This is a genomic window from Bradyrhizobium sp. CCBAU 45321, from assembly GCF_028128975.1.
Taxonomy (GTDB): domain Bacteria; phylum Pseudomonadota; class Alphaproteobacteria; order Rhizobiales; family Xanthobacteraceae; genus Bradyrhizobium; species Bradyrhizobium yuanmingense.
Map to the genome: position 1 here is coordinate 333618 of NZ_LFKZ01000016.1, position 26214 is coordinate 359831.

Below are 26214 nucleotides of genomic sequence, written 5' to 3' on the forward strand. Positions count from 1 at the left end.
TCAAAGCACGCGGCGGGTGGAAGAAATCCGCGGCGTCTCCACGCCGTCATTGCGAGCGCAGCGAAGCAATCCAGAGTCTCACCGCGGAGACAGCCTGGATTGCTTCGTCGCAAGGGCTCCTCGCAATGACGCGGATAGAGCCTAGCCGAACCGGTGCTTGTACCGCTCCACCGATAGCGCACTGACGTCGATCTCCGGCTTCTTGCCCGACAGCATGTCGGCGAGCACGCGGCCCGAGCCGCAGGACATGGTCCAGCCCAGCGTGCCGTGGCCGGTGTTGAGGTGGAGGTTGGCGTAGTGGGTCCGGCCGATCACGGGCGGGCCGTCCGGCGTCATCGGACGCAGGCCGCTCCAGAACGTCGCCTTGGACAGATCGCCGCCGCGCGGGAACAGGTCGGTCAGCGAATGATCGAGCGTGGCGCGGCGTGCGTCGTAGAGCTTGTCGGAATAGCCGGAGATTTCGGCGGTGCCGCCGACGCGGATGCGATTGCCGAGCCGGGTGATCGCGACCTTGTAGCTCTCGTCCATCACAGTCGATTCTGGCGCGCCGGAGGCGTCCTTGATCGGCACCGTGATCGAATAGCCCTTCACCGGATAGACCGGCAGCGAAATACCGAGCGGCGCCAGGAGCCGCGACGACCAGCTGCCGAGCGCGAGCACGTAAGCGTCCGCCTGCAGCAGGCCGGCGCTGGTGGCGACACCGCTGACGCGCGCGCCATCGGTGACGATACGGTCGATCGAGGTGTTGAACAGGAAGCGCACGCCGAGCGCCTGGGCGTGCCTCGCCAGCGCCTGCGTGAACATGTGGCAGTCACCCGTCTCGTCCTGCGGCAGGCGGAGCCCGCCGACGAACTTCTCCTTCACGCCGGCAAGTGCCGGCTCGACCGCAATGCAGCCCTCGCGGTTCAGCACTTCAAAGGGAACGCCGTATTGCTTGAGCACGGCGATGTCTTCGGCCGTGCCGTCGAGCTGGGCCTGGTAGCGAAACAGCTGCAGCGTGCCCTGCGAGCGCTCGTCATACTGAATGCCGATGTCGCGGCGCAGATCGCGTAAAGAGTCGCGGCTGTATTCCGCGATCGGGATCATCCGGCTCTTGTTGACTGCGTAGCGCGCGCTGGTGCAGTTGCGCAGCATCTTGAGCAGCCAGACCCACATGACCGGATCGAGCTTCGGCCGGATCACCAGCGGGCCGTGCTTCATCAACAGCCACTTGATCGCCTTCACCGGCACGCCGGGGCCGGCCCAGGGCGAGGAATAGCCGGGCGACACCTCGCCGGCATTGGCGAAGGAGGTCTCCAGTGCCGGCTCCGGCTGGCGGTCGACGACCGTCACCTCATGGCCGGCACGCGCGAGGTAGTAGGCAGAGGTGACACCGATGACACCGCTGCCGAGGATCAGAACTTTCACGCTTCGTCAAACTCCCGCGGCGCTCGCCGCTGCAAGGACACAACTCGCTGGCGGCGAGAGCAATTATCAGGCCACCTTCTTGATGGCGTCGCCGAGGATCGAGACCATCTGGTCGATATGGCTCTTCTCGACGATGAGCGGGGGCGACATCGCGAAGCTGTCACCGCTCATGCGCAGGTAAAGGCCGGTGTTGAAGCAGTCGACCATCACGTCATAGCCGCGCGCGCCGACGACGCCGTCGCGCGGCGCCAGCTCGACGGCGCCCATCAGGCCGCAATTGCGGATGTCGACGACGTTCGGCAGGCCTTTGAGCGAATGCAGCGCATCGCGCCAATATTCGGCAATCGAGGCACCGCGCGTCAGCAGGCCCTCGTCCTTGTAGATGTCGAGCGTGGCGATGCCGGCGGCGCAGGCGGTCGGATGCGCCGAGTAGGTATAGCCGTGGAACAGCTCCATCTGGTTCTCGGGACCGACCATCAATCCGTCATGCACCTTGCGGCTCGCGAACACGGCGCCGCAGGGAATGGTGCCGTTGGTGATGCCCTTCGCGGTGGTCATCAGGTCCGGCGTGACGCCGAAGAAGTTGGCGGCGAACGGCGTGCCGAGGCGGCCGAAGCCGGTGATGACCTCGTCGAAGATCAGGAGGATGCCGTGCTTGTCGCAGATCTCGCGCAGGCGCTGCAGATATCCCTTCGGCGGCGGCAGCACCGCGGTCGAGCCCGGCACCGGCTCGACGATGACGGCGGCGATGGTCTCGGCGCCGTGCAACGCGACCAGACGCTCGAGATCGTCGGCGAGCTCGGCGCCGTGCTCGGGCTGGTCCTTGGCGAAGGCGTTACGGGTGAGATCGTGGGTATGGCGGATGTGGTCGACGCCCGGCAGCAGGGTCGCAAACGCACGACGATTGGCAACCATGCCGCCGACCGAGGTGCCGCCGAAGCCGACGCCGTGATAGCCGCGCTCGCGGCCGATCAGGCGGGTGCGGCTGGCCTGGCCGTTGGCGCGGTGATAGGCGAGCGCGATCTTCAGCGCGGTATCGACCGACTCGGAGCCGGAATTGGTGAAGAAGATGCGGTCGAGACCCTTGGGCGCGATCTCGGCAAGGCGCTCGGCGAAGTCGAATGCCAGCGGATGGCCCATCTGGAAGGACGGCGCGAAGTCCAGCGTCATCAGCTGGCGCTCGACGGCGGCGGCGATCTGCTTGCGGCCGTGGCCGGCATTGACGCACCAGAGCCCGGCGGAGCCGTCGATCACCTTGCGGCCGTCGACGGTGGTGTAATGCATGCCCTCGGCCGAGGAGAACAGGCGCGGCGCCTTCTTGAACTGTCGATTGGCCGTGAACGGCATCCAGAACGAGTCGGTCTTGATAGTGTTCGGAATCTGATGAAGGGTCACGGCCGCGCTCCTTTGCTGACCCGCCAGCAGAGCCACGGCTTGGAAACCGCAACAAGTCCTTTTCTGATGACCTGCAAGCCATTGATTTGACTGGGGCTGCCGGTCCATATTTGCGCGATCCGCAACACCTGCAACACGGGACTTGGGCATGAGCGTCGACATCGGTGGACGGCTGCGATTCATCCGGGCCCGTCACAAGCTGTCGCAGCGCGAGCTCGCCAAGCGCGCCGGCGTCACCAATTCGACGATCTCGCTGATCGAATCCAACCAGATGAACCCGTCGGTCGGCGCGCTCAAGCGCATCCTCGACGGCATCCCGATGGGCCTAGCCGAGTTCTTCGCCTTGGAGCCGGAGTCCAGGCGCAAGATCTTCTACCGCGCCGAGGAGCTCACCGAGGTCGGCAAGAAGCCGATCTCCTATCGGCAGGTCGGCGACAATCTGTTCGGCCGCAGCCTGCAGATCCTCAAGGAGCGCTACGAGCCCGGCAGCGACACCGGGCGCGTCCATCTCGTCCATGACGGCGAGGAGGGCGGCATCGTGATCTCAGGCAAACTCGAAGTCACGGTCGAGGACGAGCGCCGCATCCTCAATCCCGGCGATGCCTATTATTTCGAGAGCCGCCGCCCGCATCGCTTCCGCTGCGTCGGCGGCAAGCCCTGCGAGGTGATCTCGGCCTGCACGCCGCCGACGTTCTGACGCGAGATCGGCGCATCCGGTGCGGCTCATTCACCTCTCCCGCTTGCGGGAGAGGTCGCGCCCACCGGGTAGCGCCGAAGGCGCGCCCGATGACAAGCTCCGGCGCGGGTGAGGACTCTTTCCTCTGGGGGATTGTCCCATTGCGGAGACACCCTCTCCCCGACCCTCTCCCGCAAGCGGGAGAGGGAGCGCACCTCCGTCGCTGCAGCGATGTGGCCCATTTCAATCGCGCTTCAGCGCTGCGTCAGCAACTCCTCGATCCGGATCGGGAATTTGCGCACGCGCACGCCAGTTGCGTGCCAGACCGCATTGGCGACCGCGCCGGCGCTGCCGGTGATGCCGATCTCGCCGACACCCTTGATGCCAAGCGCATTCACGTGCGGATCGTGCTCCTCGACGGTGATGACGTCGAGCGGCGGCACATCGGCATTCACCGGGATGTGGTACTCGCCGAGATTGGAATTCATGATCCGTCCGCTGCGCCGGTCTGTGACGGCCTCCTCATGCAGCGCGAAGGACATGCCCCAGATCATGCCGCCGAACAGCTGGCTCTGCACCATGCGCGGATTGATGATGCGGCCGGCGGCGAAGGCGCCGACCATGCGACTGACGCGGACTTGGCCCAGCTCGGGATCGACCTTTACCTCGGCGAACACTGCGCCGTGGGCATGCATCGCATATTGCTCCATCGCCGCAGGGTTCGCCGCGCCGGTGCCGCGGGCCTCGACCTCGGCAACGCCCGCGCGCGCCAGAATCCCGGCATAGCTCTCGCTGCGGCTCTCGTCGTCGCGGCGGATCAGCCTGCCGTCGCGCGCGATCACGCCGGCATTGCCGGCGCCGAACAGCGGCGAGCGCTCGTCGCTGGTGGCGAGATCGGCGAGCTTTCCGATCACGGCCGCGCCGGCGCTGTGGATCGCAGCGCCCGCCGTTGCGGTGTGCGCCGAGCCGCCCGCGATGCCGGCGTCGGGCAGGTCGGACGTGCCGGACTTGAAGTCGAGCCGGTCGATGTCGAGGCCGACGGCATCGGCCGCGATCTGCGCCAGCGCCGTCCAGGCGCCCTGCCCCATGTCGTGCGCGCCGATCTCCATCACGCCGGAGCCGTCGCGGCGGATCGCCGCGCGCGCCTCGGCTTGGAACATCAGCGCCGGGAAGGTCGCCGTGCCCATGCCCCAGCCGACCAGGAGGCCGGCATCGTCGCGCATCTGCCGCGGCTGCAGCGGACGCTTGGCCCAGCCGAAGCGCGCGGCGCCCTGCTCGTAGCAGGCCCGCAGCGCCTTGGAGGAGAAAGGCCGGCCCGTCATCGGCTCGACCTCGGCGTAGTTTGCGAGGCGGAAGGCGAGCGGATCCATGCCGCAGGCCCACGCCATCTCATCGATCGCGCTCTCGAGCGCGATCGAGCCGGTCGCCTCGCCCGGCGCTCGCATGAACAGCGGCGTGCCGGTGTTGACGCGCACGGCATCGTGCGAAGTGCGGATCGCGGGCGCCGCATAGAGCGTGTGCGAGGCGTCGGCGGCAGGCTCGTAGAAATCGTCGAAGGTGCTCGACACAGTTCGGGCGTGATGATCGAGCGCAGTCAGACGCCCCTCGCCATCGGCGCCGAGGCGGAGGCGCTGGCGCGTCGGCGCGCGGTGGCCGACCGGGCCATACATCTGCTCGCGGCGCAGCACCAGCTTGACCGGCCTGCCGACCAGCTTCGCGGCCATGACGCCGAGGATCTGCGGCCCGGTCAGGAAGCCCTTCGAACCGAAACCGCCGCCGAGGAACGGGCTGCGGATGTGAATCTTCTCCGGCGCGAGGCCGAACAGCTCGGCGACGCGGCCGCGAGCCATCACCATGGCCTGGCTCGGCGTGTCCAAGAAGAGCTTGTCACCATCCCAGCGCGCCACGATCGCGTGCGGCTCCATGGCATTGTGATATTGCGGCGGCGTCTCGTAGATCGCGTCGATCTGCTTGTCGGCCGCGGCGAGGCCCGCCTCGACATCGCCGCGATGGCTTTCCGTGGGATTACCGACGCCGACGACCGGCGGCACGAAGCTCTCGCCGGCATCGAGGCCGACGAGCGCAGGCTGCACCTCGTAAGCCGGGGCCAGCAGCGCCGCACCTTCCGTCGCGGCCTCCAGCGTCTCGGCGATCACGACCGCAATCGCCTGATTGGCGTAGCGGATATCGTTGCTCTGCAACACCTCCATCCGGAACACGAACGGATTGGTCTTGAGGTCGGGGTCGATCGCGAGCGCTGGTTTGTGGTCGGGCGTCATGACGTCGACGACGCCGGGATGGCGCTTTGCGGCAGCGACATCGAGCGAGACCACACGGCCTCGCGCGATGCTCGAGACGGCCATCACCGCAAACAACATGCCGGGTGGATGGTTGTCGGCGGCGTAAGTCGCCTGCCCCGTCACCTTGAGGATGCCGTCACGGCGGGTCAGCGGCTGGCCGATATTCGAGCCGTGCCGCAGATGCGCGGGCGCACTGGTCAAATTGAGCTCAGACATGGAGGGCTCCGGAGGTCGTGGCAAAGGGAGAGGCCGGCAGCGCGGGGATACGCGCAGGCGTCCCGGCGGCGGCCAAGGTCAGCGCGCGCACGACGATGCGGCGCGCGAGCTCGATCTTGAAGGCGTTGTCGCCCGATGGCTTCGCGCCCTCGAGCGCACGCCGGGCTGCCTCCTGGAACGCGTCGGCGGTCGGCGCGACGCCCTTGAGGACGTCTTCCGCTCCGCGTGCGCGCCAGGGCTTTGCAGCGACACCGCCGAGCGCGAGCCGCGCCTGTGCGATTCTGCCGTTCTCGATCCGCAGCGCAGAAGCGGCCGAGACGACGGCAAAGGCATAGGAGGTGCGCTCGCGGACCTTGAGGTAACGCGCATGCGCGGAAAATCCGCGTGCGGCAGGCGGCAGGCGCACCGCGACGATGAGATCGCCAGGCTCGAGCACGGACTCACGCTCGGGCGCATCGCCGGGCAGGCGATGCAGCTCGTCGAGCGCGACATCGCGCCGGCCGCCCCTGCCCTCGATCTCGACGATGGCATCGAGCGCGACCAGCGGCACGCAGAAGTCGGAGGGGTGCGTAGCGATGCAGCTCTCGCTCCAGCCGAGCACGGCATGGCTGCGGTTCTCACCGTCGCGCGCGTCGCAGCCGGAGCCCGACTCGCGCTTGTTGCAGCGGCTGGCGGTGTCGTAGAAATACGCGCAGCGCGTCCGCTGCAACAAATTGCCGCCGACGGTGGCGGCATTGCGCAATTGAGCCGACGCTCCCGAGAGCAGCGCTTCGGCCACCGCCGGATAGGACCGCGCGAACTCCGCATCATGGGCGAGATCGGCATTGCGCACCAAGGCGCCGATGCGCAAGGACCCGTCCGCGAGAGTCTCGATTCCGTCGAGCCCATCGAGATGTGTGACGTCGACCAGCCGGTCCGGACGGCTGACGCCGCCCTTCATTAGGTCGAGCAGGTTGGTGCCCGCGGCGAGGTAGACCGCGCCCGGCTGGGCCGCGGCAGCAACGGCTTCAGTGACCGTGGCCGGCCTGACATAATCGAACTGTTTCATGCGGAGCGCCTCTGATTGGTCTCGTCCATCTGCCCTTGCGCTTCCAGCACGGCATCGACGATGCCGACGTAAGCGCCGCAGCGGCACAGATTGCCGCTCATGCATTCGCGGATGCGTTCCGGATCGTTGCCGGCTTGCGCCTCCTTGATCATGCCGATCGCGCTCATGATCTGGCCCGGCGTGCAGAAGCCGCACTGGAAGCCGTCATGGGCGATGAAGGCGGCCTGCACCGGATGCAGCTGGTCGCCGCGCGCGAGGCCTTCGATGGTGAGGATGTCGGCCCCGTCATGGCTGATGGCGAGCGCGAGACAGGAATTGATGCGCTTGCCGTCGACGAGAATGGTGCAGGCGCCGCACTGGCCGCGGTCGCACCCCTTCTTGGTTCCGGTCAGATCGAGGCGCTCACGCAGGAGATCGAGCAGCGTGACGCGCGGATCGTCGAGGACGAAGTCGCGCCGTGCACCGTTCACGGTGAGGCTGATGGAGTGGTTCATACAAGGCTCCGATCAGATTTGGACATGAGTCATCGCGCAGCGCGCCACCGCCGTGGCCGCCGTCGATTGCACGCCGCCGAACATGATGCGGCCGGCGCTCGATCGAAGATACGGAGGCTGCCTCCGCTTAACAAGGTCGGTGCGAAAAATCTGGAATTCGTCAAAAGCCCGTGCGTCACCAACGCGATAAGGCGACCAATGGGTTCAATCTAACCAATTCGTGATCTACATTGCGCGCATGGACGACCACACCGATCAGACCCGAAAGCCCCGCGCCGACGCCGTGCGCAATCGCGAGCGCGTGCTCGAAGCGGCCAAGCTGGTGTTCAGCGCCGGCGGTTCGGAGGCGAGCCTGGAAGCGGTGGCGAAGCGGGCCGGCGTCGGCATCGGCACGCTGTACCGGCATTTTCCGACGCGCGAGGCCTTGTTCGAGGCGGTGTACCGCCGCGAGGTCGAGCAGCTCAGCGAGCTGGCCGAGCAGTTGAAGAATGCCAAGGACCCGGTCGAGGCGCTGCGGCGCTGGCTGCGCTCAGGGGTCGAGTTCGTTGCGACCAAGAAGGGGATGATGGCAGCGCTCGCGCTCGCGGTGCAGAGCGGGTCGGAGCTGCATGCCTTCTCCTTCGAGCGTCTGACCAAGGCGATCGGCTCGCTGCTGGACCGGGCGGTCGCAGCCGGCGAGATGCGCGCCGACATCAACCCGGAGGATCTGCTGCGCGCCTTCTTCGGTATGTGCTATGTGCACGACCAACCTGGTTGGCAAGAGACGGCGCTGCGCCTGCTCGACGTGTTCGTCGACGGCTTGCGCGTGCGGCCGCCCGGCAAGGCCAAGGCGCGCTCGTCGAAGACGACGAAGCCGGCGATGAAGCGGAAGCGCTCGGCGCGGTACTCATAAAAGGAAAGTCGGGTCCTGCGGGCGGAGCGGAAATCTGCTGATCGGCCGGAGCATCGTGGCTTGTGACCCAAACATTCTGGCCAGAGCCAAAATCGGACAACTCCTCGTCACACGCCAGCGGCAAAGTACCACACTCTAGAGTGTAGGGTTGTGCGCGCCAGTTAATACACGCTTAGGCTTAGTCCAGTTTAGTCCGCTCGTTGCTGCTTGCACCCCGAGGCCGTATGAGTCTGTGGTCTTTCTTGTAAGAGTCGGATATGAAAATCAAACTTGCCATTGCAGCATTTGCAGTCCTCGGTATCGCTGTTCTCGGTTATGCTTACGTGCGTAGCTATCCGCCGTTCACGTCTCAATTTGTGCAAACCTGCGAAAACGCGATTCAAGAGCGGCTGACGGATTCCTCCACCTATCAACGGATCGACCTGGAAGACTCCAGAAGAACGATCACGTGGGACGAATTTTTCGCCGAGCCGGAACGGGCCGTACCCGAGTCAACCAGAAGATTCATGATGCAATCAGCACGCCACCTGCCGGTTCAGTATGAGGCGGTGATTGATTACCAAGCTCAGGATTCCCTCGGCGCCATCATGCGAGAAAGGGCATCATGTACATTCAAGTCGCTCACTGGCAGCGATGCGCCGACTCGTACGTTTTGGGTGAAGATCGATGGCGAACGCAATCTGGAGTGGGCCGCCAGGCAGCCCAACGCCGCAACGCTGCACCGACGCTTGGTGAAAAATCTGTGATGCGGCGGGCCGGCTATTGGCCCGATCAACCCTTCGATTAAAACGCCAATGCTGGGCAGGATGATTTCGGCCATCGGCACTAAACAGGGTCGCGCCATTTCAACGCGCGTCGCAGGAACAGCAAAGCCACAATGATTGGGAGGTCGGCGAGCCAGAGCAAAGCTGGAACGGGCGACTGATTGTGGATGTGGGCAATGTACAACACGAGGCCCAACAGGACAGTAACCAGCTCGTTCGACACCCAATACAACGGCGAGTGCCCAGTCCCGTTGCTGCGAGTTCAGCAGCTCGTTCGCGTGCTTTTGCGGCGCGCCACCAACAAAAGCCCGAAGAATGCAAGGCCGCAAGCTGACCGATATATTCGGCAACCGAATTTACGATTCGAAGTCCAGCGCCGACGGCACTGCTATCGCGCTTGATGGATATGGTTATCGCTGGTTTTGCCTCGACTGAGCCAATGACCGCGATTCATCGCCAGTCGCCGCGACAAGGCGCGGCGACTGAGGCATCGAGCACCAAGCCCCCAGTCGGCCGGATCAAACCCGACAGCATCCAATGAGAGCCGGTCAATCAGTTCAGCTGTCCTGACGCGCCGCTGGCGTTATAGGCCACCTCGCCCTTCCCAGTAAGTTGGCGTCCCATAATACCGATGGGTTCGCGTTTCCCAATCCCGATCTTCCCAGGAGTCATCGCTGAACTCAGGCGCATCCCTCAGTTGTTGCTCGGTGATATTGGTTCGAAAACCGTCAAGCGACGTGTCATATTTCAGAGCGCCCCAGGGAATCGGGTAGTGGCTGTGACCCAAGCCCACAAATCCACCAAAGCTCATGACCGCATAAGCCACGCGGCCTGACACCTTGTCGATGATGAGGTGATCAATCTCGCCGATATTCGTCCCATCTGCTCCATAGACCTCGGTTCCCTCAATGTCCTCGCTTGAGATGCAGTGATGATCCGGATGTGCTGTTGCACGGGCCATGACTTTGCTCCTTGGTAAGGTGGTTTTGCCGGCTTAACTCGGCCGTCGCGGAGCCGTTCCTGCCTTAGGAGAACACGTCGCAGCTGCCTGCTGCTGCGCCGCTGTCCCGGATGAGCGGCACCTGGAGCGTTCAAACCCAGCGCGTGATATCTGAGTACACGCCCTGGCGGCACAGAGTGCTAGCATCGCCTCCGCCGGGATCTCAACGCGGAGCCTGCCATGCGCATCGCAGCCTTGCTGATCGCTCTCATTGTTGCCTGTCATCATTCAGCGTTTGCCGGCGATATCGCGGCGGCCCAAAGCGTTATCCGCGCCCAGGAGCAGGCCTTCGTTCGCGACGATGCAGCGGCGGCCTATTCCTATGCGGCACCGGCGATCAAGGAGACCTTTCCCGCACCCGACATCTTCATGTCCGTGGTGCGAAACGGCTACGCGCCGGTCTATCGTCACAAGAGTTTCGAATTTGGCGAGAGCAAGACCGATGGCGGCTGGATCGCCCAGCGCGTTCATATCATCGATGCCAATGGCGAGGTCTGGGAGGCACTCTACACGCTCGAGCAGCAGGGCGACGGCAGCTACAAGATCACCGGCTGCTCGCTGCTGAAGGCGGGACAATCGGTTTAAAGCACGATCCGGACCCGGAGGGCCGCGTTAGCGCAAAGTGTGTAGCGGTTTTCCGAAAAGATCATGCTCAAACTTCAAGTGGCAAAGCTCGGGCCGGTCTTGACCGAGCCCGTCCGCGCGCGGATCAAGAGCAGCACGACGATGCCGATGTTCAGCGCGTTCCATGCCACGCCGTTGGCGAACGCCGCGGCGTAGGAGCCGGTGGCATCGAAGATGACGCCGGACACCCAGCCGCCGAAGGACATGCCGAACACGGACGCAAAGATCACGATGCCGACGCGGGTCGCGGCCTCGCTCGCCGGCATCGCCTCGCGCACGATGATCGCGTAGCTCGGCACGATGCCGCCCTGGAACAGGCCGAACATCGCGGAGATCAGATAGAGCGAGGTCAGGCTGTCGAAGAACAGATAGAACACAAGCGCAAAGCCCTGCGCCAGCGATCCCACCAGCAGCGTGTAGATGCCGCCGATCTTGTCGGCGAGGTAGCCCGAGCCGATCCGGCTGACGATGCCGCAGCCCATCATCAGGGACAGCATCTCGGCGCCGCGCGCGACTCCATAACCGAGATCGCCGCAATAGGCGACGATGTGCACCTGCGGCATCGCCATCGCCACGCAGCAGGAGATGCTGGCGATCGAGAGCAGCACCGTCAGCGTATTCGTCGACAGCCTGAGATCGACCCGCGGCGGCGGCGCGTTGGCATGGTCGTGGACAGTGTCGCGCCCCATCTGCGCGCGCAGGATCAGCACCAGCACCGTCATCAGGCCGGCGCAGACGATGCCTATGCCGATATGGGTGTAACGCCAGCCGATGTCCTGCGTGCCCCAGCTCACGATCGGCGGCCACATCGCGCCGGCGACGTAATTGCCGCTGGCGACTATGGTCACGGCAAGACCGCGATAGCGCTCGAACCAGTGCGAGGCTTCGGCCATCAGCGGCGCAAAGGTCGCCGACGTCCCGAGCCCGATGAAGAAATAAGCCGCCACGAACTGCCAGAGCTGGCCCGACAGGCCCGCGAGCACATTGGCGACGCCGAGGAAGGCGATGCTGATCGCCATCGCCGGAACGATGCCGAACCGGTCGGTGATCTTGCCGGCGATCACGCCGCCAAGCCCGAAGCCGAACATCATGAGGGTGAAAGCCAGCGAAACCGCGCCGCGCGTGGCTCCGAATTCGGCCTGCACCACGGGAATCACGACCACGACCGCCCACATGCCGACGGCCCCGATCGAGCCGATCAGGAGGGCAATGACGAGCCGCACCCAGGCCTGACGGGAGTCAGGGGTGAAGGCGTCAGGTGTTTGCCCTGGATGATTTGGCGCGTGCACGAGCAGGACCATGTTCGCGGACCGCCGCATGGTCAACCATCTTGCCGCGATATTGGGCATGCGCGGTGCGCTGCGGTAAGAAGCTCTTGGCGAATGTGTCTTTTGCCATTAGTTTGCAACAAGCGTGTGCAACATTGCCGCGCGAGGAGCCTATCGGCGGGATGTTGATGCGATTGACGCGATCGATGCGGATCAGGGTGGGGCGGATCATCGCCCTCGCCTATCTGTTCTGCGTGCTCGCGCCGGCCGCAAGCCTCGCCTGGGGCAATGCTGCGCCCTGCCTCGGCGACGATGCCCAGGCTGACCTCGTTCCGGCGCATCACCATATGGCTGCGAACCATGATATGGCTGCGAACCCTGGCGATGTTCCGCACGAGCACGCGGGAACGCCTTCGCAGACCGCCGCGAAGGACGCACCTGCCCCGAATCATCACGACGGCAAGGGAACAGTGGGCCCGTGCTGTGCGATGATGTGCGTCAGTGCGCTGCCGGCCGATCTGCCCAGCGTCGCCACGCCGCTCCGGCCGATGTCGACCTGTGCACCCGAGATCGTGCCCAGCCTGCACAGCGCGGCGCCGCCCCAGCACTACCGTCCTCCCATCGCCTGATCTGACACGACGGCGTCGGTTTCGATGCGCGCTTTTGCGCGCGCGAACCTGTGGTCTCCAGATCAGGAATTAAGACATGGTTGCGCTTTCCGGGGCGAAATCTGCCGCATCCTCGGTGGATGATCGACACTCACGTTTCACTTGGCTGCTGCTGGCCTTTGCCGGGCCGACGCTGTCCGGCTGCATGCCGGCAACGACGCACATGGCCAGCGCGGATCCCGCAGATCCGGCGGCGAAGGTGGCCCCCATCGGCTATCGCTCGACCATCGCGCCCTATACCAGCCTGCGGCCTGCGACCCCGGCACCCTGGCGTGGCCGCAACGAGGCGGTGACGCCGCAGCCGAAGCAAGAGCGGTAGGAGCGCGCGATGTCACAGCATTTTGCGCGAGGCCTGCTCGTGCTCGCCGCGCTCGGACTTTCCGGCTGCGCCGCGTTCTCGCCCGACAGCGGCATGAGCGCGGTCTCGGATCTGACGAGCCAGGCCATCAACAAGGACGTCGCCTTCGTGCGCTCGGCCGAGGGCGCCGCCGCGGTCGATGCCCGCGTCCGGCAGCTGCTCTCGCGCACGCTCAGCGTTGACACCGCCGTGCAGATCGCGCTGCTCAACAACAAGGGACTGCAGGCCGCCTACAACGAGCTGGCGCTGGCGGAGACCGAGCTGGTCGAGCAGAGCCTGCCGGCCAATCCGGTGTTCGCAATCTCCCGCATCACCGGCAATGGCGCCAGCGAGATCGAGCGCCAGGTGGTCGGCGACATCCTCGCGCTCGCCACCCTGCCGTTCCGGTCCGAGATCGCCCGCGAACGCTTCCGCGGCGCGCAGCTTCGCGCGGCGCTGGCGACGCTACGGCTCGCCTCGGACGTGCGCCGCGCCTATGTCCGTGCGGTTGCCGCCAACGAGATGGTGGGGCTGCTGACCGACGCGAAGGCGACGGCGGAATCGACCGCACAGCTCGCGCTCAAGCTCGGCGAGACCGGCTCGCTCAACAAGCTCGATCAGGCCCGCGAGCAGGTGTTCTATGCCGAGACCACCGCCGACCTCGCCACCGCGCGGCAGATGGCGGGAAGCGCGCGCGAAAGGCTGGCGCGCCTGATGGGGCTGTGGGACGACGGTCTCGACTTCCGCCTGCCCAATCAACTGCCGCCACTGCCGCGCCGGCCGCTAACCCTTCCCACGATCGAAGCCGACGCGGTGGCGCATCGCCTCGACCTGCAGATCGCGCGGCTGGAGCTGGCCGCGCTGGCGAAGGCGCTGAACCTCACCGAGGCGACGCGCTTCGTGACGCTGCTCGATATCGCCGGCATCTCCCGCCGCACCCAGGATCCGGAAGGGCCGCCGTTCCGCGAGCGCGGCTTCGACCTGCAGTTTCAGATTCCGATCTTCGACGGCGGCGAGGTGCGCGTGCGTCAGGCGGCGGAGACCTACAACCTCGCCTTCAACCGCCTGACCGAGCGAGCCGTGAATGTGCGGTCCGAGGCGCGCGACGCCTATCGCGTCTATCGCTCCACTTACGACATCGCCGGCCACTACCAGCGCGAGATCATCCCGTTGCGAAAGATCATCACCGAGGAGATGCAGCTGCGCTTCTCCAGCATGCAGGTCGACATCTTCGCGTTGCTCACCGAAGCGCGACAGCGCCTCGCGGCGCTGCGCGGCGCGATCGACGCCAGGCAGAGATTCTTTCTCGCCCAGGCCGATCTGCAGACCGCCGTCAACGGCGGCGGCCTACCCGCCGGCGTTGGCGACAATCCAACCACCGTTGCCGCGGCAGCTCCTGCCGAAGGCGGCGGCCACTGAGACGGAGGCCAAGATGTTTTCCCGCCGAGGATTTTTAGGCACCGCCGCGCTTGTCGGCGCATCCGCCATTCAAGGCCGTGTCCAGGCCGCGTCGATTCCGGAAGCACCCACCATGGACAAGGTGGTGATGCAGCCGCCGCTGCATCCGAGCAGCGGCCCGGACTATCGACCCGTGGTCACGCTGAACGGCTGGTCGCTGCCGTTCCGCATGAACGGCGACTGGAAGGAATTCCATCTCGTCGCCGAGCCGGTGGTGCGCGAGTTCGCGGAAGGAATGAAGGTGAATTTGTGGGGCTACAACGGGCAATCGCCGGGCCCGACCATCGAGGCGGTCGAGGGCGACAAGGTCCGCATCTTCGTCACCAACAGACTGCCCGAATACACCACGGTGCACTGGCACGGCATGATCATCCCGAGCGGCATGGACGGCGTCGGCGGATTGACCCAGCCGCACATCCAGCCCGGCAAGACCTTCGTCTACGAGTTCGAGATGAAGAGGAGCGGAACCTTCATGTACCATCCGCATTCCGACGAGATGGTGCAGATGGCGATGGGCATGATGGGCATGTTCATCGTGCACCCGCGCGACCCGAACTTCCGCGCCGTCGACCGCGACTTCGTGTTCGTGATGAGCACCTATCGTGTCGACCCCGGCACGTATCTGCCGCACGTCAACGAGATGACGGACTTCAACATGTGGACCTGGAACGCGCGGGTCTTTCCCGGAATCGATCCGCTACCGGTCAGGCTCGGCGACAAGGTGCGCGTGCGCATCGGCAATCTCAGCATGACAAACCATCCGATTCATTTGCATGGCCATAGCTTCGCCGTTACCTGCACCGATGGCGGCTGGATTCAGGAGAGCGCGCAGATTCCGGAGACGACCACCGACGTCCCCGTCGGCGCCATCAGGGTGTTCGACGTGCTCGCCGACAATCCCGGGGACTGGGCGTTCCATTGCCACAAGTCGCACCACACCATGAATTCGATGGGACACGACGTGCGCAACCTGATCGGCGTGTCGCGCAAGGACCTCGCCAAGGCCGTCGGCAAGCTCGCGCCCGACGGCATGGCCATGGGCTCGACCGGCATGGCGATGGGCAACATGGAGATGCCCACGCCCGACAACACGCTGCCGATGATGACCGGCACCGGCCAGTTCGGGCCGATCGAGATGGGCGGCATGTTCACCGTGATGAAGATCCGCGAAGACCTCGCGCGCGACGATTACCGCGATCCTGGTCCGTACAAATTCCCGCCAGGCACCGTCGCCTACGAAGTCGCCGCACCCGCCCCGGAGCCGGCGCGGCAGAAATCCGGCAGTCCGCCGATGAAGCACAAGATGTGAGCGTTTCGATGAACCACCAACCGGAGACTACGATGAAGACCACGATCAAGCTCGCCCTCGCTCTGGCTGCACTTTCGACCGCGCCGGCCTTTGCGCACGACAAGCACGGGCACGGAAACTATTCAGCCGGCGAGCCCGGCGATCCCAAGAAGCCCGCGCGCACCATCGAGATCCTGATGAACGAGATGGACTACACGCCGGCGAAGATCGAGGTGAAGCGCGGCGAGCAGATCCGATTCGTGCTGCGCAATGTCGGTAAGGAGGACCACGAATTCCTGCTGGCCACACCTAAGGAGAATCTCGCGCATGCGGAGCAGATGAAGAAGCATCCGCACATGGAGCACGACGAGCCCAATGCGGCGCGGCTTGCCCCAAAAAAGACGACCGAGATCCTCTGGAAGTTCAGCAAAGCCGGCACGTTCGAATATTCGTGCCTCATTCCTGACCATCGCGAATACGGCATGGTCGGCCAGGTCACCGTGAAGTAACGCGAAAGGAGATCCACATGACCCGCATCATCCGTATCGCTTCGGCGCTGGCGCTGACTCTCGGCCTTGCGACTGCAACCCTCGCCGCCGAGGGCGCCGCGATCAGCGGCGAGGTGAAGAAGATCGACGAAGGCGCCGGCAAGATCACGCTCAAGCACGGACCGGCGAAGAGCCTCGGCATGGAGGACCCCATGACCATGGTCTATCGCGTCAAGGACGCGGCGATGCTCAAGCAGGTGAAGGTCGGCGACAAGATCACCTTCGAGGCCGAGGAAGCGGCGTTGGGGTACACGGTGACCAAGATGCAGAAGGCGAAGTAGCCCTCCGTGTCATTCCGGGGCGCCCGCAGGGCGAACCCGGAATCCATTCCTCGACCAACTCCGCCGCACGATGGATTCCGGGCTCGATGCTCCGCATCGCCCCGGAATGACAACCCGATCCCGAAACATCCCCTGCCGTCCCCTTCCCACCCCCTCGTTAACCCTTTGCTAACCATACACCGGGCAAAAATTGCCGGGTGAAGTCGAGTGTCGTCAGCCGCGTAGAACGGGAGCTCCCGTGGACGCCAGTGCGGTGCCTCACTTTCGGAACGGCGGCCCGTCGGCCGCCGCGCAGACGTTTGGGGCGCGCGGACGGCAGGCGCGCGGGGAGGCAGCTACCATGGTCGACGTCACCGCGGGACAGGGCGTAGGCGGCGCGAAGCCCGGCATCCCCTCCCTCAACGACATCGTCACCGTCCTCAAGCGCGGCGACATCGCGCTGGCGCTCGGCATCCTCACTATCCTGGTGGTGCTGATCCTGCCCCTGCCGGCGATCGTGCTCGACGTGTTCCTGGCGATCTCGATCACCCTGTCGATCCTGATCCTGATGACGTCGCTGTTCATCCAGACGCCGCTGGAGTTCTCGGCCTTCCCGACCGTCCTGCTGATCTCGACCATGCTGCGGCTGTCGCTCAACATGGCCTCGACCCGCCTGATCCTGTCGCACGGGCACGAGGGCACGGCCGCGGCCGGTCACGTCATCGAAGCCTTCGGCAACTTCGTGATGGGCGGCAATTTCGTCATCGGCATCATCGTCTTCGCCATCCTGATCATCGTCAACTTCGTCGTCATCACCAAGGGTTCGGGCCGCATCGCCGAGGTCGCCGCGCGCTTTCACCTCGATGCCATGCCCGGCAAGCAGATGGCGATCGACGCCGACCTTTCCGCCGGCCTGATCGACGAGAAGGTCGCCAAGGAGCGGCGCAAAGAGCTCGAGGACGAGAGCGGCTTCTTCGGCGCCATGGACGGTGCCTCCAAGTTCGTCCGGGGCGACGCGATCGCCGGCCTCCTGATCGTCTTCATCAACGTCGTCGGCGGCATGATCATCGGCGTCGCGCAGCAGGGCATGTCCTTCGCCGACGCCGGCCGCACCTACACGCTGCTGACCGTCGGTGACGGTCTCGTCACCCAGGTGCCGGCGCTGATCGTCTCGACCGCGGCCGGCCTGCTCGTCTCCAAGGCCGGCGTCTCCGGCGCCGCCGACAAGGCGCTGATGAAGCAGTTCTCCGGCTATCCGCAGGCGCTGGCGATGTCCTCGGCGGTGATGCTGGTGCTGGCGGCGCTGCCGGGCATTCCGACTCTTCCCTTCCTCGCGCTCGGCGCCGGCGCCGGCGCGCTGGCCTGGAACGCGCGCAACCGCAACCGGGTGACGGCCAAGGCCGAAGCGGCCGCCCAGGCCGCGCCCGCTCCGGGAACGCCGGGTGCGCCAGGGGCTGCCGCGACGGAAGAGCCGATCTCGGCCGCGCTCAAGATCGACGACCTCAAGATCGAGCTCGGCTACGCCCTGCTGCCGCTGGTCAACGGCCCGGACGGCACCGACCGACTCACCGAGCAGATCAAGGCGCTGCGCCGTTCGCTCGCGATCGAGATGGGATTCGTCATGCCGGCGGTGCGCATCCTCGACAACGTCCAGCTCGAGGCCAACACCTACATCATCAAGATCAAGGAGGTCGACGCCGGCACCGGCAAGATCTGGCCGAACCAGTTCATGGTCATGGACCCCGGTGGCAGCCAGGTGCAGGTGCCCGGCATCCACACCACCGAGCCGACCTTCGGCCTGCCCGCGACCTGGGTCGATGCCAGCCTCAAGGAAGAGGCCTCGCTCAAGGGCTACACCGTCGTCGACGCCGCGACCGTGCTCTCGACCCATCTCACCGAGCTGCTCAAGGCCAACATGTCGGACCTGTTATCCTACGGCGAGGTGCAGAAGCTGCTCAAGGAGCTGCCGAAGGAGCAGAGCGAGCTGGTCAAGGACATCGTCCCCGGCCAGGTCACGGTCTCCGGCATCCAGCGCGTGCTGCAGCTGCTGCTCGCCGAGCGCATCTCGATCCGCGACCTCTCGACCATCCTCGAAGGCATCGCGGATTCGCTCGCCTTCTCGCGCAACCCCGCAACCATGGTCGAGCACGTCCGCGCCCGCCTGGCGCGGCAGATTTGCGCGCAGAACACCTCCTACGCCGGCTATCTGCCGCTGATCGCACTGTCGGCGAAATGGGAGCAGGCTTTTGCCGAATCCATCATCGGCCAGGGCGAGGAGCGGAGCCTTGCCATGCAGCCCTCGAAACTCTCGGAATTCATGACCGCGGTGCGCGAGGCGTTCGAGCGTGCCGCCCGCGAAGGCGAGGCGCCGGTGCTGGTCACCTCCGCTTCCATTCGGCCCTTCGTGCGCTCCCTGGTGGAACGGTTCCGGGCCCAGACCACCGTGCTGTCGCAGGCCGAAATCCACCCCAGGGCGAGGCTGAAAACGGTCGGAAGCATCTGATTTGCCTTAAGAAGCCGTGTGTTTTTCAGCCACAGGCAAATGGTTTTTGAGTTCCTGGCGCCTTGTCGACCAAGGCCTCAAAAGCCCGGCAATAGGCTCATTACAGCTTTGAAATAATTATATAAAAGAACGATCAAGGGTCGACTTTGATCGCGATCTATCACGTCATATCACGCCCTTGTGATGGCCCCTTGGGAACGAATCCCCCCAATACTAGGTTGATGGGCACCGGAAGCATGAACCTGCCTCAAACGGCCGGCGACTACTTCGGGTAGATGGCGGCAGGAGGCTTCCATGAACCACTCGATCTACAGCGCAGATCGCGCGACCCATTTGAAAATCGTGGTCGTCGCCCTCGTCGCAGGGGTCGCGGTGGCTGGCCTCGGCATCACGGCACGCTCGGGTTCGGATGAAGGCCTGACCCAGACCGCCCACGTCATCAAGGCCGGCAAGCCGGTCGTTGTCACCAGTTCGAACGCGTCCCTCGTTCGCTAAGGAGATCTGACGAGTTTTGTGAATTCACGCGGCTCTTTACCAGCCCCCCAAAGTCGCCACGTGGATATGTAGACGACCCCAACCCCAAGTCGACTACAGAAAGCGCCCGCCCCCCACGGGCGCTTTCCCATTTCTGGTACCTCGTCATTGCGAGCGCACGCGCGTCCAATTCGTCATTGCTAGCGCAGCGAAGCAATCCAGACTTGCCTCCGCGGAAAGACTCTGGATTGCTTCGCTGCGCTCGCAATGACGGAGCAAGCGGCACGGCCCTGCCTGCCAACTACCTTCCCCCATACGTCGGCGGCGGCGCCTGCACGGTCGGAGCGGCCGCGGCAAACAGCTCGTCCTTGCGCCCCGAGAGCGGCGGATAGATGCGCTTGCGGTTGATGGTCTCTTTGGTCGCCTTTGCCTCCGCGCCTGTGGCACGGACCTCGCGATTCCATCCTTCCGTATAGAGCGCGCCCCAGCCACCGAGATCGAGCACAGTGACGTACCAGTCGATCCGCAGCGGCAGCATGGGCAAGCCGACGAGATCGGCGACCACGTTGTGGCCGGCGAAGCGGCCCATGGGACGGGCGAACTGACAGGACATCACCGTCGGATGCAACCCGTCGATCACGGTCGAGGCGACGTCGCCGGCCGCGAACACGCCGTCGACATCGGCCACGCGCATGTAGGGATCGACGAGGAGACGCCCGAGGGAATCGCGCCCGCCCGGAAAGCTCGCCGCCAAAGGGCTTGCCCGCATGCCCGCGCACCAGATCACCGTCCGTGCCGGAATGAATTCGCCCGAGCTCAGGCGCATGCCCGCGGCCTCGATCGCGGCGACACGCACGCCGAGCCGCGTCTCGATGTCGAGCGAAGCCAGGGCCGTCTCGATCACCGGGCGCGCGTTCGCGCCGATGCTGGCGCCGACGCTCGGATTGGGATCGACGAGGATGATGCGGCGGCGGCCGGTGATCCCTGCGCGCGCCAACTGGTCCGGCATCTCGGCTGCGACTTCGATGCCGGTGAAGCCGGCGCCGACCACGACCACCGTTGAATGGCCCGGAGACGGCGCGCTGCGTCCGAGCGAAACCAGATGATCTTCAAGGCGGAGCGCCGCGGCATAGGTGTCGACGTCGAAGGCGTGTGCGGCCAGGCCGGGAATGTCGGGGCGCATCACCGCGCTGCCGAGCGCCAGCACCAGGCGGTCATAGTGCAGCGTCTCCTTGCCGGCGCTGGTGACGAGCGAGATTTCGCGCCGGGCCGGATCGATCGCCTCGACCTCGCCGACGCCGTGGCTGACGCCGATCGGATCGAGCAATTGCGGAAGCGGAAGCGCGACCTCGGCGAGATCGGCCTCGTAATTGCGCACGCGGATATTGTGATAGGGATTGCGGTCGACGAGACGGATCTCGATGTCGCGATCGCTCGCACCGATCTCCTCGCGCTTGCGCGCGGCGCCGATGGCCGCCCACAACCCCGCAAACCCGGCGCCGAGCACGACGATACGCGCCATCTCCGCCTACTGCACTTTCCAGAGGAAAAACTGCGGCCTGCCCGCAGAGACAGACTAGCGCAACAACACGCGCCGACCAAATGCGGCGGCGTCCGCGCCGCTGCACAAAATCGCGATTTATGCCTCGCGCAGCTCCGAGGGCGTCGTGCCGAAGCGCTTGCGGAAGGCGCGGTTGAAGTAGGACAGATCGGAGAAGCCGGAGGAATGCGCGATGTCGCTGATCTTGCGCATCCTGGCGCGGGGATCGCCGAGCAGCTTGCGCGCGTGGAGCAGGCGCTGCTCCAGCACGAATTCGGTGAAGGTCGTGCCGGCCTGCTCGAACAGGCGCTGGGCCTGGCGTGGGCTCAAGCCAGAGCGCGTCGCAACTTCGGCGAGGCAGAGATCGTTGCGGCCGAGTGCGGCCATCACGTCGGCGCGCATGAGATCGAGGCGCGCCGCCGCCTGCCCGCGACCGCGTGCGCGGCTTGCGTGCTCGGCATCGGTGCCGAGCAGGAGACCGACGAGATCGACCATGTGCTGCGCGGTCAGGCGCTGGCCGACCGCATCGAGATGCGGCGCGTGATTGGCGGCGATCGCGTGGTAGCGGAAGATGGTCTCGGCGACCGCGCCGTCGACGAGCACCTGCGAGAGCTTGTCCTCGGCGCGCGGATTGATGTCGAGCAGTGCACGGCGCGGCATGCGAATGCTGGTGAAGCGGTCGGCCTCGGTGTGGCCGACGGTCCCGGTCACGCTCATGTCGACAAGCACCATCTGGGCGGGCGCGAGCTCGACGGTGTGGCCGTTCTGCCCGACGCGGACGAGCCCTGCGTGGGCCGCGATCAGGACGAGATCGTCGCTGCCGTCGGCAAGTTGGCTCTGCGTGCGGGAATATTGCGCCGAGGCGCCTTCCGGAATGGCGAGCGTGATGTTGTCGACGACGCTGATCTGCAGCCGGCAATCGATGCTGTCGCCATGGCTCGGCCCGATATCGAGGCCGCAGCGACCGACGGCCCGCTCGCGCCAATGCTCGAAGGCCGGACCGTGCGGCAGGCCTGCATATTGGTGAAGGAAGATGCCCGGCGTTCTCGCTGCATCCATCTGATTTTCTCGCCCTTTCCGGCATCACCGACTTCAAATTCCGGGGATTTGACGCCGCGGAGCGAGCGGAGGTTCAAATCGGGGGCGGATTCGGGGGCACTTGTCGGGCTGCGACAGCGGGATGGACCGTGGCGACAGTCGCCGTGGCACCTATTTCTGCGCGGGCGCCTGCGGTTGGGACGGCGGCACGGTCTCGATCAGCTTGCCGGAAAACACCGGGGCGGAGGTCGGCTGGCCGTTCGGCGAGCCGCCCGCCTGCTCGACGGTGACGGCGAAGGTCGCGCTATTGACGACCTCGGCATCGTAGGAGGCGAGCAGTGGACGCGCGGTGAAATCGCCGGCGCCGATCACGCCGAGCGAGCGCGGGCGCGGCAGCTTGTCCGAGATCAGCCAGAGCTCGAAGCTCTTGCCGGGCTCCGGCGTCGCGCCGACCTTCCGCACCGTGAAATTCCGCGTCGCGCCGTCGATGGTGAGGATGAAGGCGGGACCGCCGCCCGAGCCCTGCAACAGCGCGACATATTGCGCGGAGGCGGCGAGCGGCGCGGCCGGCGTCTTCACCTCCACCGTCTGGATGCGCGGCGGAGGACGCAAGGCGCCCGGCAGCGCATCGGGCAGGAAGATCTGCAGCGACAGCGTCACGAGCAGCGCAGCCGCGAGCGCACTGAGCACCGATGCGACGGTGCGCCAGCGCTTCACCCGGCCCTCGAGTCGAATCACATTGCTGTCGTCGGCGAGCGGCGCTTGGGGCGCACGGACGACGTTGGCATCCGGCGCATGGACTTGCGGGATGAATTGCGGCGCGATGTCCGGAAGAGCATCAGGATCGGGACGCGGCGCCTCAGGCGGCCCGGCTTCGGGCTGCAGCATCTCCGGCGGCTGCGAACTCTCGGGCGGAGACTCCGCAGGTCGAAGCGAGAACGTCTCGGGCACAGGCGGCTGTGGTGGCGCCGAAGCTTCGGCAGGCGCAGGCGGCTCCTGCGCGGCGGTCGTGCGCGCGATCTCCGCCCTGATGTTCTCCCACACGATCGGACGCGGCTCGACCGAGCCGACCATCTGGTTGAGCACGCCGAGCCGATAGGCCCAGGCCTGCACGATCTCGGCGAACGCCGGGTCCACCGCCATCATGGTCTCGACCTGCGCGCGCTCGTCGGCGCCGAGCGTTCCGAGCGCATATTCCGCGGCGAGCGCGATATGGTCCTCCGTGTAGGCCATCAATTGCAGTCCAGAACCACCCTCATCATCCTAGCGCTCACAGTCCGAGGCACTCCCGGATATCCAGCATGCTGCGCCGCAGCCACGTCTTCACCGTGTTGACGGGCGCGGCGAATTTCTCCGCCAATTGCTCGCGGCTCCAGCCGTTGTAATAGGCGAGCAGCACGAGCCTCTGACGGTCCGGCTCGAGCCGGCCGATGCATTCCAGGAGCCGCTTCAGCTCCTCGGTCATCTCGCGGCGCGCCAGCGGATCGGGACTTTCGGCCGCGACCTCCATCGCCTGAGGCTCTTCCTCGATGGAGGCTTCCGACTTCTTGCGGACGATGTCGATGGCGCGGTTGCGCGCGATCGAGGCCATCCACGTGATCGGCGAGGACAGGGCCGGATTGAACTGGCCGGCGCTGCTCCAGATCTTGACGTAAGTCTCCTGAATGACCTCCTCCGCGAGATCCTGCCTGCGCAAGATACGGAGCACGACGCCATAGAGTTTCGCGCGCGTGGCGGCGTAGAGGCGCTCGAACGCGGCCTGATCGCCCTTCGCCACCGCCTCAATCAACCCGACCAGCTCCGCTGGCGTCAGCATTCAGCCCCCTGGACCGCGGTCCGTCGCTTCCCTTCACCTCTCCCCGACGGGGAGAGGTCGATTTGCGCAGCAAATCGGGTGAGGGGGCGCAGGGCAACGGGAAACCGTCACCCCTCACCCGGCGCTCCGCGCCGACCTCTCCCAAGGGAGAGGCGGGCACCGCCGTCGCTGACACAGCATTCATTCCCGCCACCATAGCGCCGGGCCAAGCCGACCACCAAGGGGCGCGGCGCCACACTGTGGACAGCACATGCGAAAACCCGGACCTTGCGGGTCCGGGTTTTGGCAATTCCTGGAGGGGCGGCTAGCGGCTCAGGCGACGGCGCCGATGCGGGCACGCATCAGGCCGATGCTGTCGAGGTCGGCCTGCTCGCGGGCGTTCTCCTCGGCACGCTCGCGGGCCTGGTCGCGCTCGTCGAGCAGCTCGACCTTTTTCAGCTCCTCGAAGGCCTCGGCCAGTGCGGCATTGGCTTCCTCGAGCTGGCCCTTGAGCTCGTCGGCCGAACGGGTCAGGTTCTCGCGGCGCTGGATCGCGGCTTTGGCGTAGGTCGGGTAGGCGAAGTGCGAGGGATCGTTGATCCCGGCGCGCTCCTGCTCGGTCTGGATCTCGCGTTCGAGATCGACCGACATGCGCTGGAAGTCGGCGATCATGGTCTCGATCTGGGTGACCCGGCGGCGCTTCTCGTCGACCTGAAACTTCTTCAGGCGGATGAGGGTATCTCGTGACTTCATCGACTCGTACTCCCCAGAAGTCCCCCCGCTGCACGTGGGACGATACCGGTCACCCCACGGGCCCGATGGGGGCCCAGACCGGCTCTGCTACTCTGTGGGATCGGATGATGACCGGACAAAGTTAGCGTTCCGTTTCCAAATTGCCGAGGATTTGCGCCAATTGGCGATAGCCCTCCGCGAGCGACGCCTTTTCGTCCTTGCGCTGGCGCAGGAAGGCTTCCAGCGGCTCGTTCAGGCGGATCGCCTCGTCGACCTCGGGACTGGAGCCGGCGCGGTAGGCACCGAGACGGATCAATTCCTCCATGTCGGCATAGGTCGCCATCACCTGGCGGGCACGCTGGATGACCGGCCAGAACTGCGGATCGGCCGATTTCGGCATCGTGCGCGAGACGGATTTGAGGATGTTGATCGCAGGATAGCGGCCGCGTTCGGCGATCGAGCGCTGCATCACGATGTGGCCGTCGAGGATGCCGCGCACGGCATCGGCGATCGGCTCGTTATGGTCGTCGCCGTCGACCAGCACCGTGAAGATCGCGGTGATGGCGCCCTCGCCCAATCCCGGCCCGGCACGCTCCAGCAGCTTCGGCAACTCGGTGAAGACGGTCGGCGTGTAACCCTTGGCCGTCGGCGGCTCGCCGGCAGACAGGCCGATCTCGCGCTGGGCCATCGCAAAGCGCGTCACCGAGTCCATCAGGCAGAGCACGTCCTTGTCCTCGTCGCGAAAATATTCGGCGACCGCGAGCGTCAGGTAGGCCGCCTGGCGGCGCATCAGCGCCGGCTCGTCGGAGGTCGCGACCACCACGACCGAGCGCGCGAGGCCCTCCTCGCCGAGATCGTCCTGCAGGAATTCCTGCACCTCGCGGCCGCGTTCGCCGATCAGCCCGATAACGCTGACATCGGCATCGACGTTGCGCGCCAGCATCGACAGCAGCACCGACTTGCCGACGCCGGAGCCTGCGAAGATGCCCATCCGCTGACCGCGGCAGCACGTGAGAAAGGTGTTCATGGCGCGCACGCCGAGATCGAGCGGGCTGCCGACGCGCTTGCGCGAATGTGCGGGCGGCGGCGTATTGCGGAACGGCATCGGCGAAGGGCCCTGCGGCAGCGGCCCCTTGCCATCGATCGGCTCGCCCAGCGCATTGACGACGCGTCCCAGCCAGGCCGCGGACGGCCGCACCTGGTTGGCGGCATTGGCGATGACCGCCTTGCAGCCGCGGCGCACACCCTCGAGGCCGGCGAACGGCATCACCACGGCATTGTTGCCGGAGAAGCCGATCACCTCGCACGGAATGGTGCGGTTGGCGCCGGTCTCGATCACCAGCCGCGCGCCGACCGACATCGCGTGGATCGGGCCGGCCACCTCGACCATCAGACCGCGAACGCCGACCACGCGGCCATAGATGTTGATGCCGTCGATGTCGCCGATCTGTTCGGCCAGCGCCTTCATAGGGGGGCCTTCATCAGCAGC

Annotated in this window: 25 protein-coding genes; 12 read left to right on the forward strand and 13 right to left on the reverse strand. The window is 65.7% G+C overall.

What is annotated here, in order from left to right; translation table 11 throughout:
• Window positions 1-141: 141 nt before the first annotated feature.
• Window positions 142-1407 carry a D-amino acid dehydrogenase gene (locus ACM43_RS05745; protein ID WP_271538782.1) on the reverse strand — a complete coding sequence of 422 codons (1266 nt, stop codon included), beginning with the start codon at window positions 1405-1407 and terminating at the stop codon, window positions 142-144.
• 66 nt (window positions 1408-1473) lie between these two features.
• Entirely contained in the window at window positions 1474-2802 is a 1329-nt protein-coding gene (locus ACM43_RS05750) for an aspartate aminotransferase family protein (RefSeq protein ID WP_271538784.1), read from the reverse strand.
• Between the two features lie 148 nt (window positions 2803-2950).
• Here ACM43_RS05750 and ACM43_RS05755 point away from each other — a divergent pair, with 148 nt between their 5' ends.
• Window positions 2951-3499 carry a cupin domain-containing protein gene (locus ACM43_RS05755; RefSeq protein ID WP_018646206.1) on the forward strand — a complete coding sequence of 183 codons (549 nt, stop codon included), beginning with the start codon at window positions 2951-2953 and terminating at the stop codon, window positions 3497-3499.
• Between the two features lie 233 nt (window positions 3500-3732).
• Here ACM43_RS05755 and ACM43_RS05760 read toward each other — a convergent pair whose 3' ends face one another.
• Genes ACM43_RS05760 through ACM43_RS05770 form a run of 3 tightly spaced genes read right to left on the reverse strand, consistent with a single transcriptional unit; the run spans window position 3733 to window position 7536 of the window.
• The gene (locus tag ACM43_RS05760; RefSeq protein ID WP_271538788.1) at window positions 3733-5994 is read right to left on the reverse strand and encodes a xanthine dehydrogenase family protein molybdopterin-binding subunit; all 2262 of its coding nucleotides are present in this window, start codon (window positions 5992-5994) and stop codon (window positions 3733-3735) included.
• Entirely contained in the window at window positions 5987-7042 is a 1056-nt protein-coding gene (locus ACM43_RS05765) for an FAD binding domain-containing protein (RefSeq protein WP_271538790.1), read from the reverse strand. The genes ACM43_RS05760 and ACM43_RS05765 overlap by 8 nt, the downstream gene beginning before the upstream one ends.
• Window positions 7039-7536, reverse strand: coding sequence for a (2Fe-2S)-binding protein (locus tag ACM43_RS05770; protein WP_271538792.1), 498 nt, complete (start codon window positions 7534-7536; stop codon window positions 7039-7041). The genes ACM43_RS05765 and ACM43_RS05770 overlap by 4 nt, the downstream gene beginning before the upstream one ends.
• A 238-nt stretch (window positions 7537-7774) precedes the next feature.
• Between ACM43_RS05770 and ACM43_RS05775 the strand changes: the two genes are divergently transcribed.
• Window positions 7775-8428, forward strand: coding sequence for a TetR/AcrR family transcriptional regulator (locus ACM43_RS05775; protein WP_271538853.1), 654 nt, complete (start codon window positions 7775-7777; stop codon window positions 8426-8428).
• Window positions 8429-8685: 257 nt separating this feature from the next.
• Window positions 8686-9174 carry a hypothetical protein gene (locus tag ACM43_RS05780; protein ID WP_271538794.1) on the forward strand — a complete coding sequence of 163 codons (489 nt, stop codon included), beginning with the start codon at window positions 8686-8688 and terminating at the stop codon, window positions 9172-9174.
• 601 nt (window positions 9175-9775) lie between these two features.
• Here the strand turns inward: ACM43_RS05780 and ACM43_RS05785 are convergent.
• Window positions 9776-10153, reverse strand: coding sequence for a PRC-barrel domain-containing protein (locus tag ACM43_RS05785; protein ID WP_074448090.1), 378 nt, complete (start codon window positions 10151-10153; stop codon window positions 9776-9778).
• Window positions 10154-10372: 219 nt separating this feature from the next.
• On the opposite strand from ACM43_RS05785, the gene ACM43_RS05790 reads away from it, so the two are divergent.
• Window positions 10373-10777, forward strand: coding sequence for a DUF4864 domain-containing protein (locus ACM43_RS05790; RefSeq protein WP_271538797.1), 405 nt, complete (start codon window positions 10373-10375; stop codon window positions 10775-10777).
• A gap of 74 nt (window positions 10778-10851) precedes the next feature.
• On the opposite strand, the gene ACM43_RS05795 is transcribed toward ACM43_RS05790, so the two are convergent.
• On the reverse strand, window positions 10852-12117 hold the full coding sequence (locus ACM43_RS05795) for an MFS transporter (protein WP_271538855.1): 1266 nt from the start codon (window positions 12115-12117) through the stop codon (window positions 10852-10854).
• A 149-nt stretch (window positions 12118-12266) separates the two neighbouring features.
• Between ACM43_RS05795 and ACM43_RS05800 the strand changes: the two genes are divergently transcribed.
• From ACM43_RS05800 to ACM43_RS05835, 8 genes are all read left to right on the forward strand, one after another.
• Window positions 12267-12713 carry a hypothetical protein gene (locus tag ACM43_RS05800; RefSeq protein WP_271538799.1) on the forward strand — a complete coding sequence of 149 codons (447 nt, stop codon included), beginning with the start codon at window positions 12267-12269 and terminating at the stop codon, window positions 12711-12713.
• A 76-nt stretch (window positions 12714-12789) separates the two neighbouring features.
• Window positions 12790-13071 (forward strand): hypothetical protein, encoded by a 282-nt coding sequence (locus ACM43_RS05805; protein ID WP_271538801.1) that lies wholly within the window; start codon window positions 12790-12792, stop codon window positions 13069-13071.
• A 9-nt stretch (window positions 13072-13080) separates the two neighbouring features.
• Window positions 13081-14508, forward strand: a complete 1428-nt coding sequence (locus ACM43_RS05810) for a TolC family protein (protein WP_271538803.1) — start codon at window positions 13081-13083, stop codon at window positions 14506-14508.
• 13 nt (window positions 14509-14521) lie between these two features.
• On the forward strand, window positions 14522-15856 hold the full coding sequence (locus tag ACM43_RS05815) for a multicopper oxidase family protein (protein WP_271538805.1): 1335 nt from the start codon (window positions 14522-14524) through the stop codon (window positions 15854-15856).
• A 32-nt stretch (window positions 15857-15888) separates the two neighbouring features.
• Complete coding sequence (locus ACM43_RS05820; RefSeq protein WP_157285276.1) at window positions 15889-16344, forward strand: cupredoxin domain-containing protein; 456 nt, start codon at window positions 15889-15891, stop codon at window positions 16342-16344.
• Between the two features lie 17 nt (window positions 16345-16361).
• Window positions 16362-16664: a copper-binding protein gene (locus tag ACM43_RS05825; RefSeq protein ID WP_271538808.1), complete on the forward strand. Its 303-nt coding sequence runs from the start codon at window positions 16362-16364 to the stop codon at window positions 16662-16664.
• Between the two features lie 340 nt (window positions 16665-17004).
• Window positions 17005-19146, forward strand: coding sequence for a flagellar biosynthesis protein FlhA (gene flhA / locus ACM43_RS05830; protein WP_271538810.1), 2142 nt, complete (start codon window positions 17005-17007; stop codon window positions 19144-19146).
• A 294-nt stretch (window positions 19147-19440) separates the two neighbouring features.
• On the forward strand, window positions 19441-19641 hold the full coding sequence (locus ACM43_RS05835; protein ID WP_057027387.1) for a hypothetical protein: 201 nt from the start codon (window positions 19441-19443) through the stop codon (window positions 19639-19641).
• A 280-nt stretch (window positions 19642-19921) separates the two neighbouring features.
• Here the strand turns inward: ACM43_RS05835 and ACM43_RS05840 are convergent, their stop codons facing one another.
• The 6 genes from ACM43_RS05840 to fliI all read right to left on the reverse strand — a co-directional run bounded on the left by ACM43_RS05840 (window position 19922) and on the right by fliI (window position 26193).
• Window positions 19922-21142: an NAD(P)/FAD-dependent oxidoreductase gene (locus ACM43_RS05840; protein WP_271538813.1), complete on the reverse strand. Its 1221-nt coding sequence runs from the start codon at window positions 21140-21142 to the stop codon at window positions 19922-19924.
• A gap of 117 nt (window positions 21143-21259) precedes the next feature.
• Complete coding sequence (locus tag ACM43_RS05845) at window positions 21260-22219, reverse strand: helix-turn-helix transcriptional regulator (protein ID WP_157285281.1); 960 nt, start codon at window positions 22217-22219, stop codon at window positions 21260-21262.
• Window positions 22220-22369: 150 nt separating this feature from the next.
• Window positions 22370-23431, reverse strand: coding sequence for an anti-sigma factor (locus ACM43_RS05850; protein WP_271538816.1), 1062 nt, complete (start codon window positions 23429-23431; stop codon window positions 22370-22372).
• Window positions 23432-23468: 37 nt separating this feature from the next.
• Window positions 23469-24014, reverse strand: coding sequence for a sigma-70 family RNA polymerase sigma factor (locus ACM43_RS05855; RefSeq protein ID WP_157285283.1), 546 nt, complete (start codon window positions 24012-24014; stop codon window positions 23469-23471).
• A 312-nt stretch (window positions 24015-24326) separates the two neighbouring features.
• Entirely contained in the window at window positions 24327-24746 is a 420-nt protein-coding gene (gene fliJ, locus ACM43_RS05860) for a flagellar export protein FliJ (protein ID WP_271538819.1), read from the reverse strand.
• A gap of 121 nt (window positions 24747-24867) precedes the next feature.
• Entirely contained in the window at window positions 24868-26193 is a 1326-nt protein-coding gene (gene fliI, locus ACM43_RS05865; protein WP_271538821.1) for a flagellar protein export ATPase FliI, read from the reverse strand.
• Window positions 26194-26214 lie beyond the last annotated feature (21 nt).

Excerpts from the sequence above, each read along its gene's own strand:
- ACM43_RS05755 (WP_018646206.1), top strand. The coding sequence starts at position 2,951 with ATGAGCGTCGACATCGGTGGACGGCTGCGATTCATCCGGGCCCGTCAC.
- ACM43_RS05760 (WP_271538788.1), bottom strand. The coding sequence starts at position 5,994 with ATGTCTGAGCTCAATTTGACCAGTGCGCCCGCGCATCTGCGGCACGGC.
- ACM43_RS05765 (WP_271538790.1), bottom strand. The coding sequence starts at position 7,042 with ATGAAACAGTTCGATTATGTCAGGCCGGCCACGGTCACTGAAGCCGTT.
- ACM43_RS05770 (WP_271538792.1), bottom strand. The coding sequence starts at position 7,536 with ATGAACCACTCCATCAGCCTCACCGTGAACGGTGCACGGCGCGACTTC.
- ACM43_RS05775 (WP_271538853.1), top strand. The coding sequence starts at position 7,775 with ATGGACGACCACACCGATCAGACCCGAAAGCCCCGCGCCGACGCCGTG.
- ACM43_RS05780 (WP_271538794.1), top strand. The coding sequence starts at position 8,686 with ATGAAAATCAAACTTGCCATTGCAGCATTTGCAGTCCTCGGTATCGCT.
- ACM43_RS05785 (WP_074448090.1), bottom strand. The coding sequence starts at position 10,153 with ATGGCCCGTGCAACAGCACATCCGGATCATCACTGCATCTCAAGCGAG.
- ACM43_RS05790 (WP_271538797.1), top strand. The coding sequence starts at position 10,373 with ATGCGCATCGCAGCCTTGCTGATCGCTCTCATTGTTGCCTGTCATCAT.
- ACM43_RS05795 (WP_271538855.1), bottom strand. The coding sequence starts at position 12,117 with ATGGTCCTGCTCGTGCACGCGCCAAATCATCCAGGGCAAACACCTGAC.
- ACM43_RS05800 (WP_271538799.1), top strand. The coding sequence starts at position 12,267 with ATGTTGATGCGATTGACGCGATCGATGCGGATCAGGGTGGGGCGGATC.
- ACM43_RS05805 (WP_271538801.1), top strand. The coding sequence starts at position 12,790 with ATGGTTGCGCTTTCCGGGGCGAAATCTGCCGCATCCTCGGTGGATGAT.
- ACM43_RS05810 (WP_271538803.1), top strand. The coding sequence starts at position 13,081 with ATGTCACAGCATTTTGCGCGAGGCCTGCTCGTGCTCGCCGCGCTCGGA.
- ACM43_RS05815 (WP_271538805.1), top strand. The coding sequence starts at position 14,522 with ATGTTTTCCCGCCGAGGATTTTTAGGCACCGCCGCGCTTGTCGGCGCA.
- ACM43_RS05820 (WP_157285276.1), top strand. The coding sequence starts at position 15,889 with ATGAAGACCACGATCAAGCTCGCCCTCGCTCTGGCTGCACTTTCGACC.
- ACM43_RS05825 (WP_271538808.1), top strand. The coding sequence starts at position 16,362 with ATGACCCGCATCATCCGTATCGCTTCGGCGCTGGCGCTGACTCTCGGC.
- flhA (WP_271538810.1), top strand. The coding sequence starts at position 17,005 with ATGGTCGACGTCACCGCGGGACAGGGCGTAGGCGGCGCGAAGCCCGGC.
- ACM43_RS05835 (WP_057027387.1), top strand. The coding sequence starts at position 19,441 with ATGAACCACTCGATCTACAGCGCAGATCGCGCGACCCATTTGAAAATC.
- ACM43_RS05840 (WP_271538813.1), bottom strand. The coding sequence starts at position 21,142 with ATGGCGCGTATCGTCGTGCTCGGCGCCGGGTTTGCGGGGTTGTGGGCG.
- ACM43_RS05845 (WP_157285281.1), bottom strand. The coding sequence starts at position 22,219 with ATGGATGCAGCGAGAACGCCGGGCATCTTCCTTCACCAATATGCAGGC.
- ACM43_RS05850 (WP_271538816.1), bottom strand. The coding sequence starts at position 23,431 with ATGGCCTACACGGAGGACCATATCGCGCTCGCCGCGGAATATGCGCTC.
- ACM43_RS05855 (WP_157285283.1), bottom strand. The coding sequence starts at position 24,014 with ATGCTGACGCCAGCGGAGCTGGTCGGGTTGATTGAGGCGGTGGCGAAG.
- fliJ (WP_271538819.1), bottom strand. The coding sequence starts at position 24,746 with ATGAAGTCACGAGATACCCTCATCCGCCTGAAGAAGTTTCAGGTCGAC.
- fliI (WP_271538821.1), bottom strand. The coding sequence starts at position 26,193 with ATGAAGGCGCTGGCCGAACAGATCGGCGACATCGACGGCATCAACATC.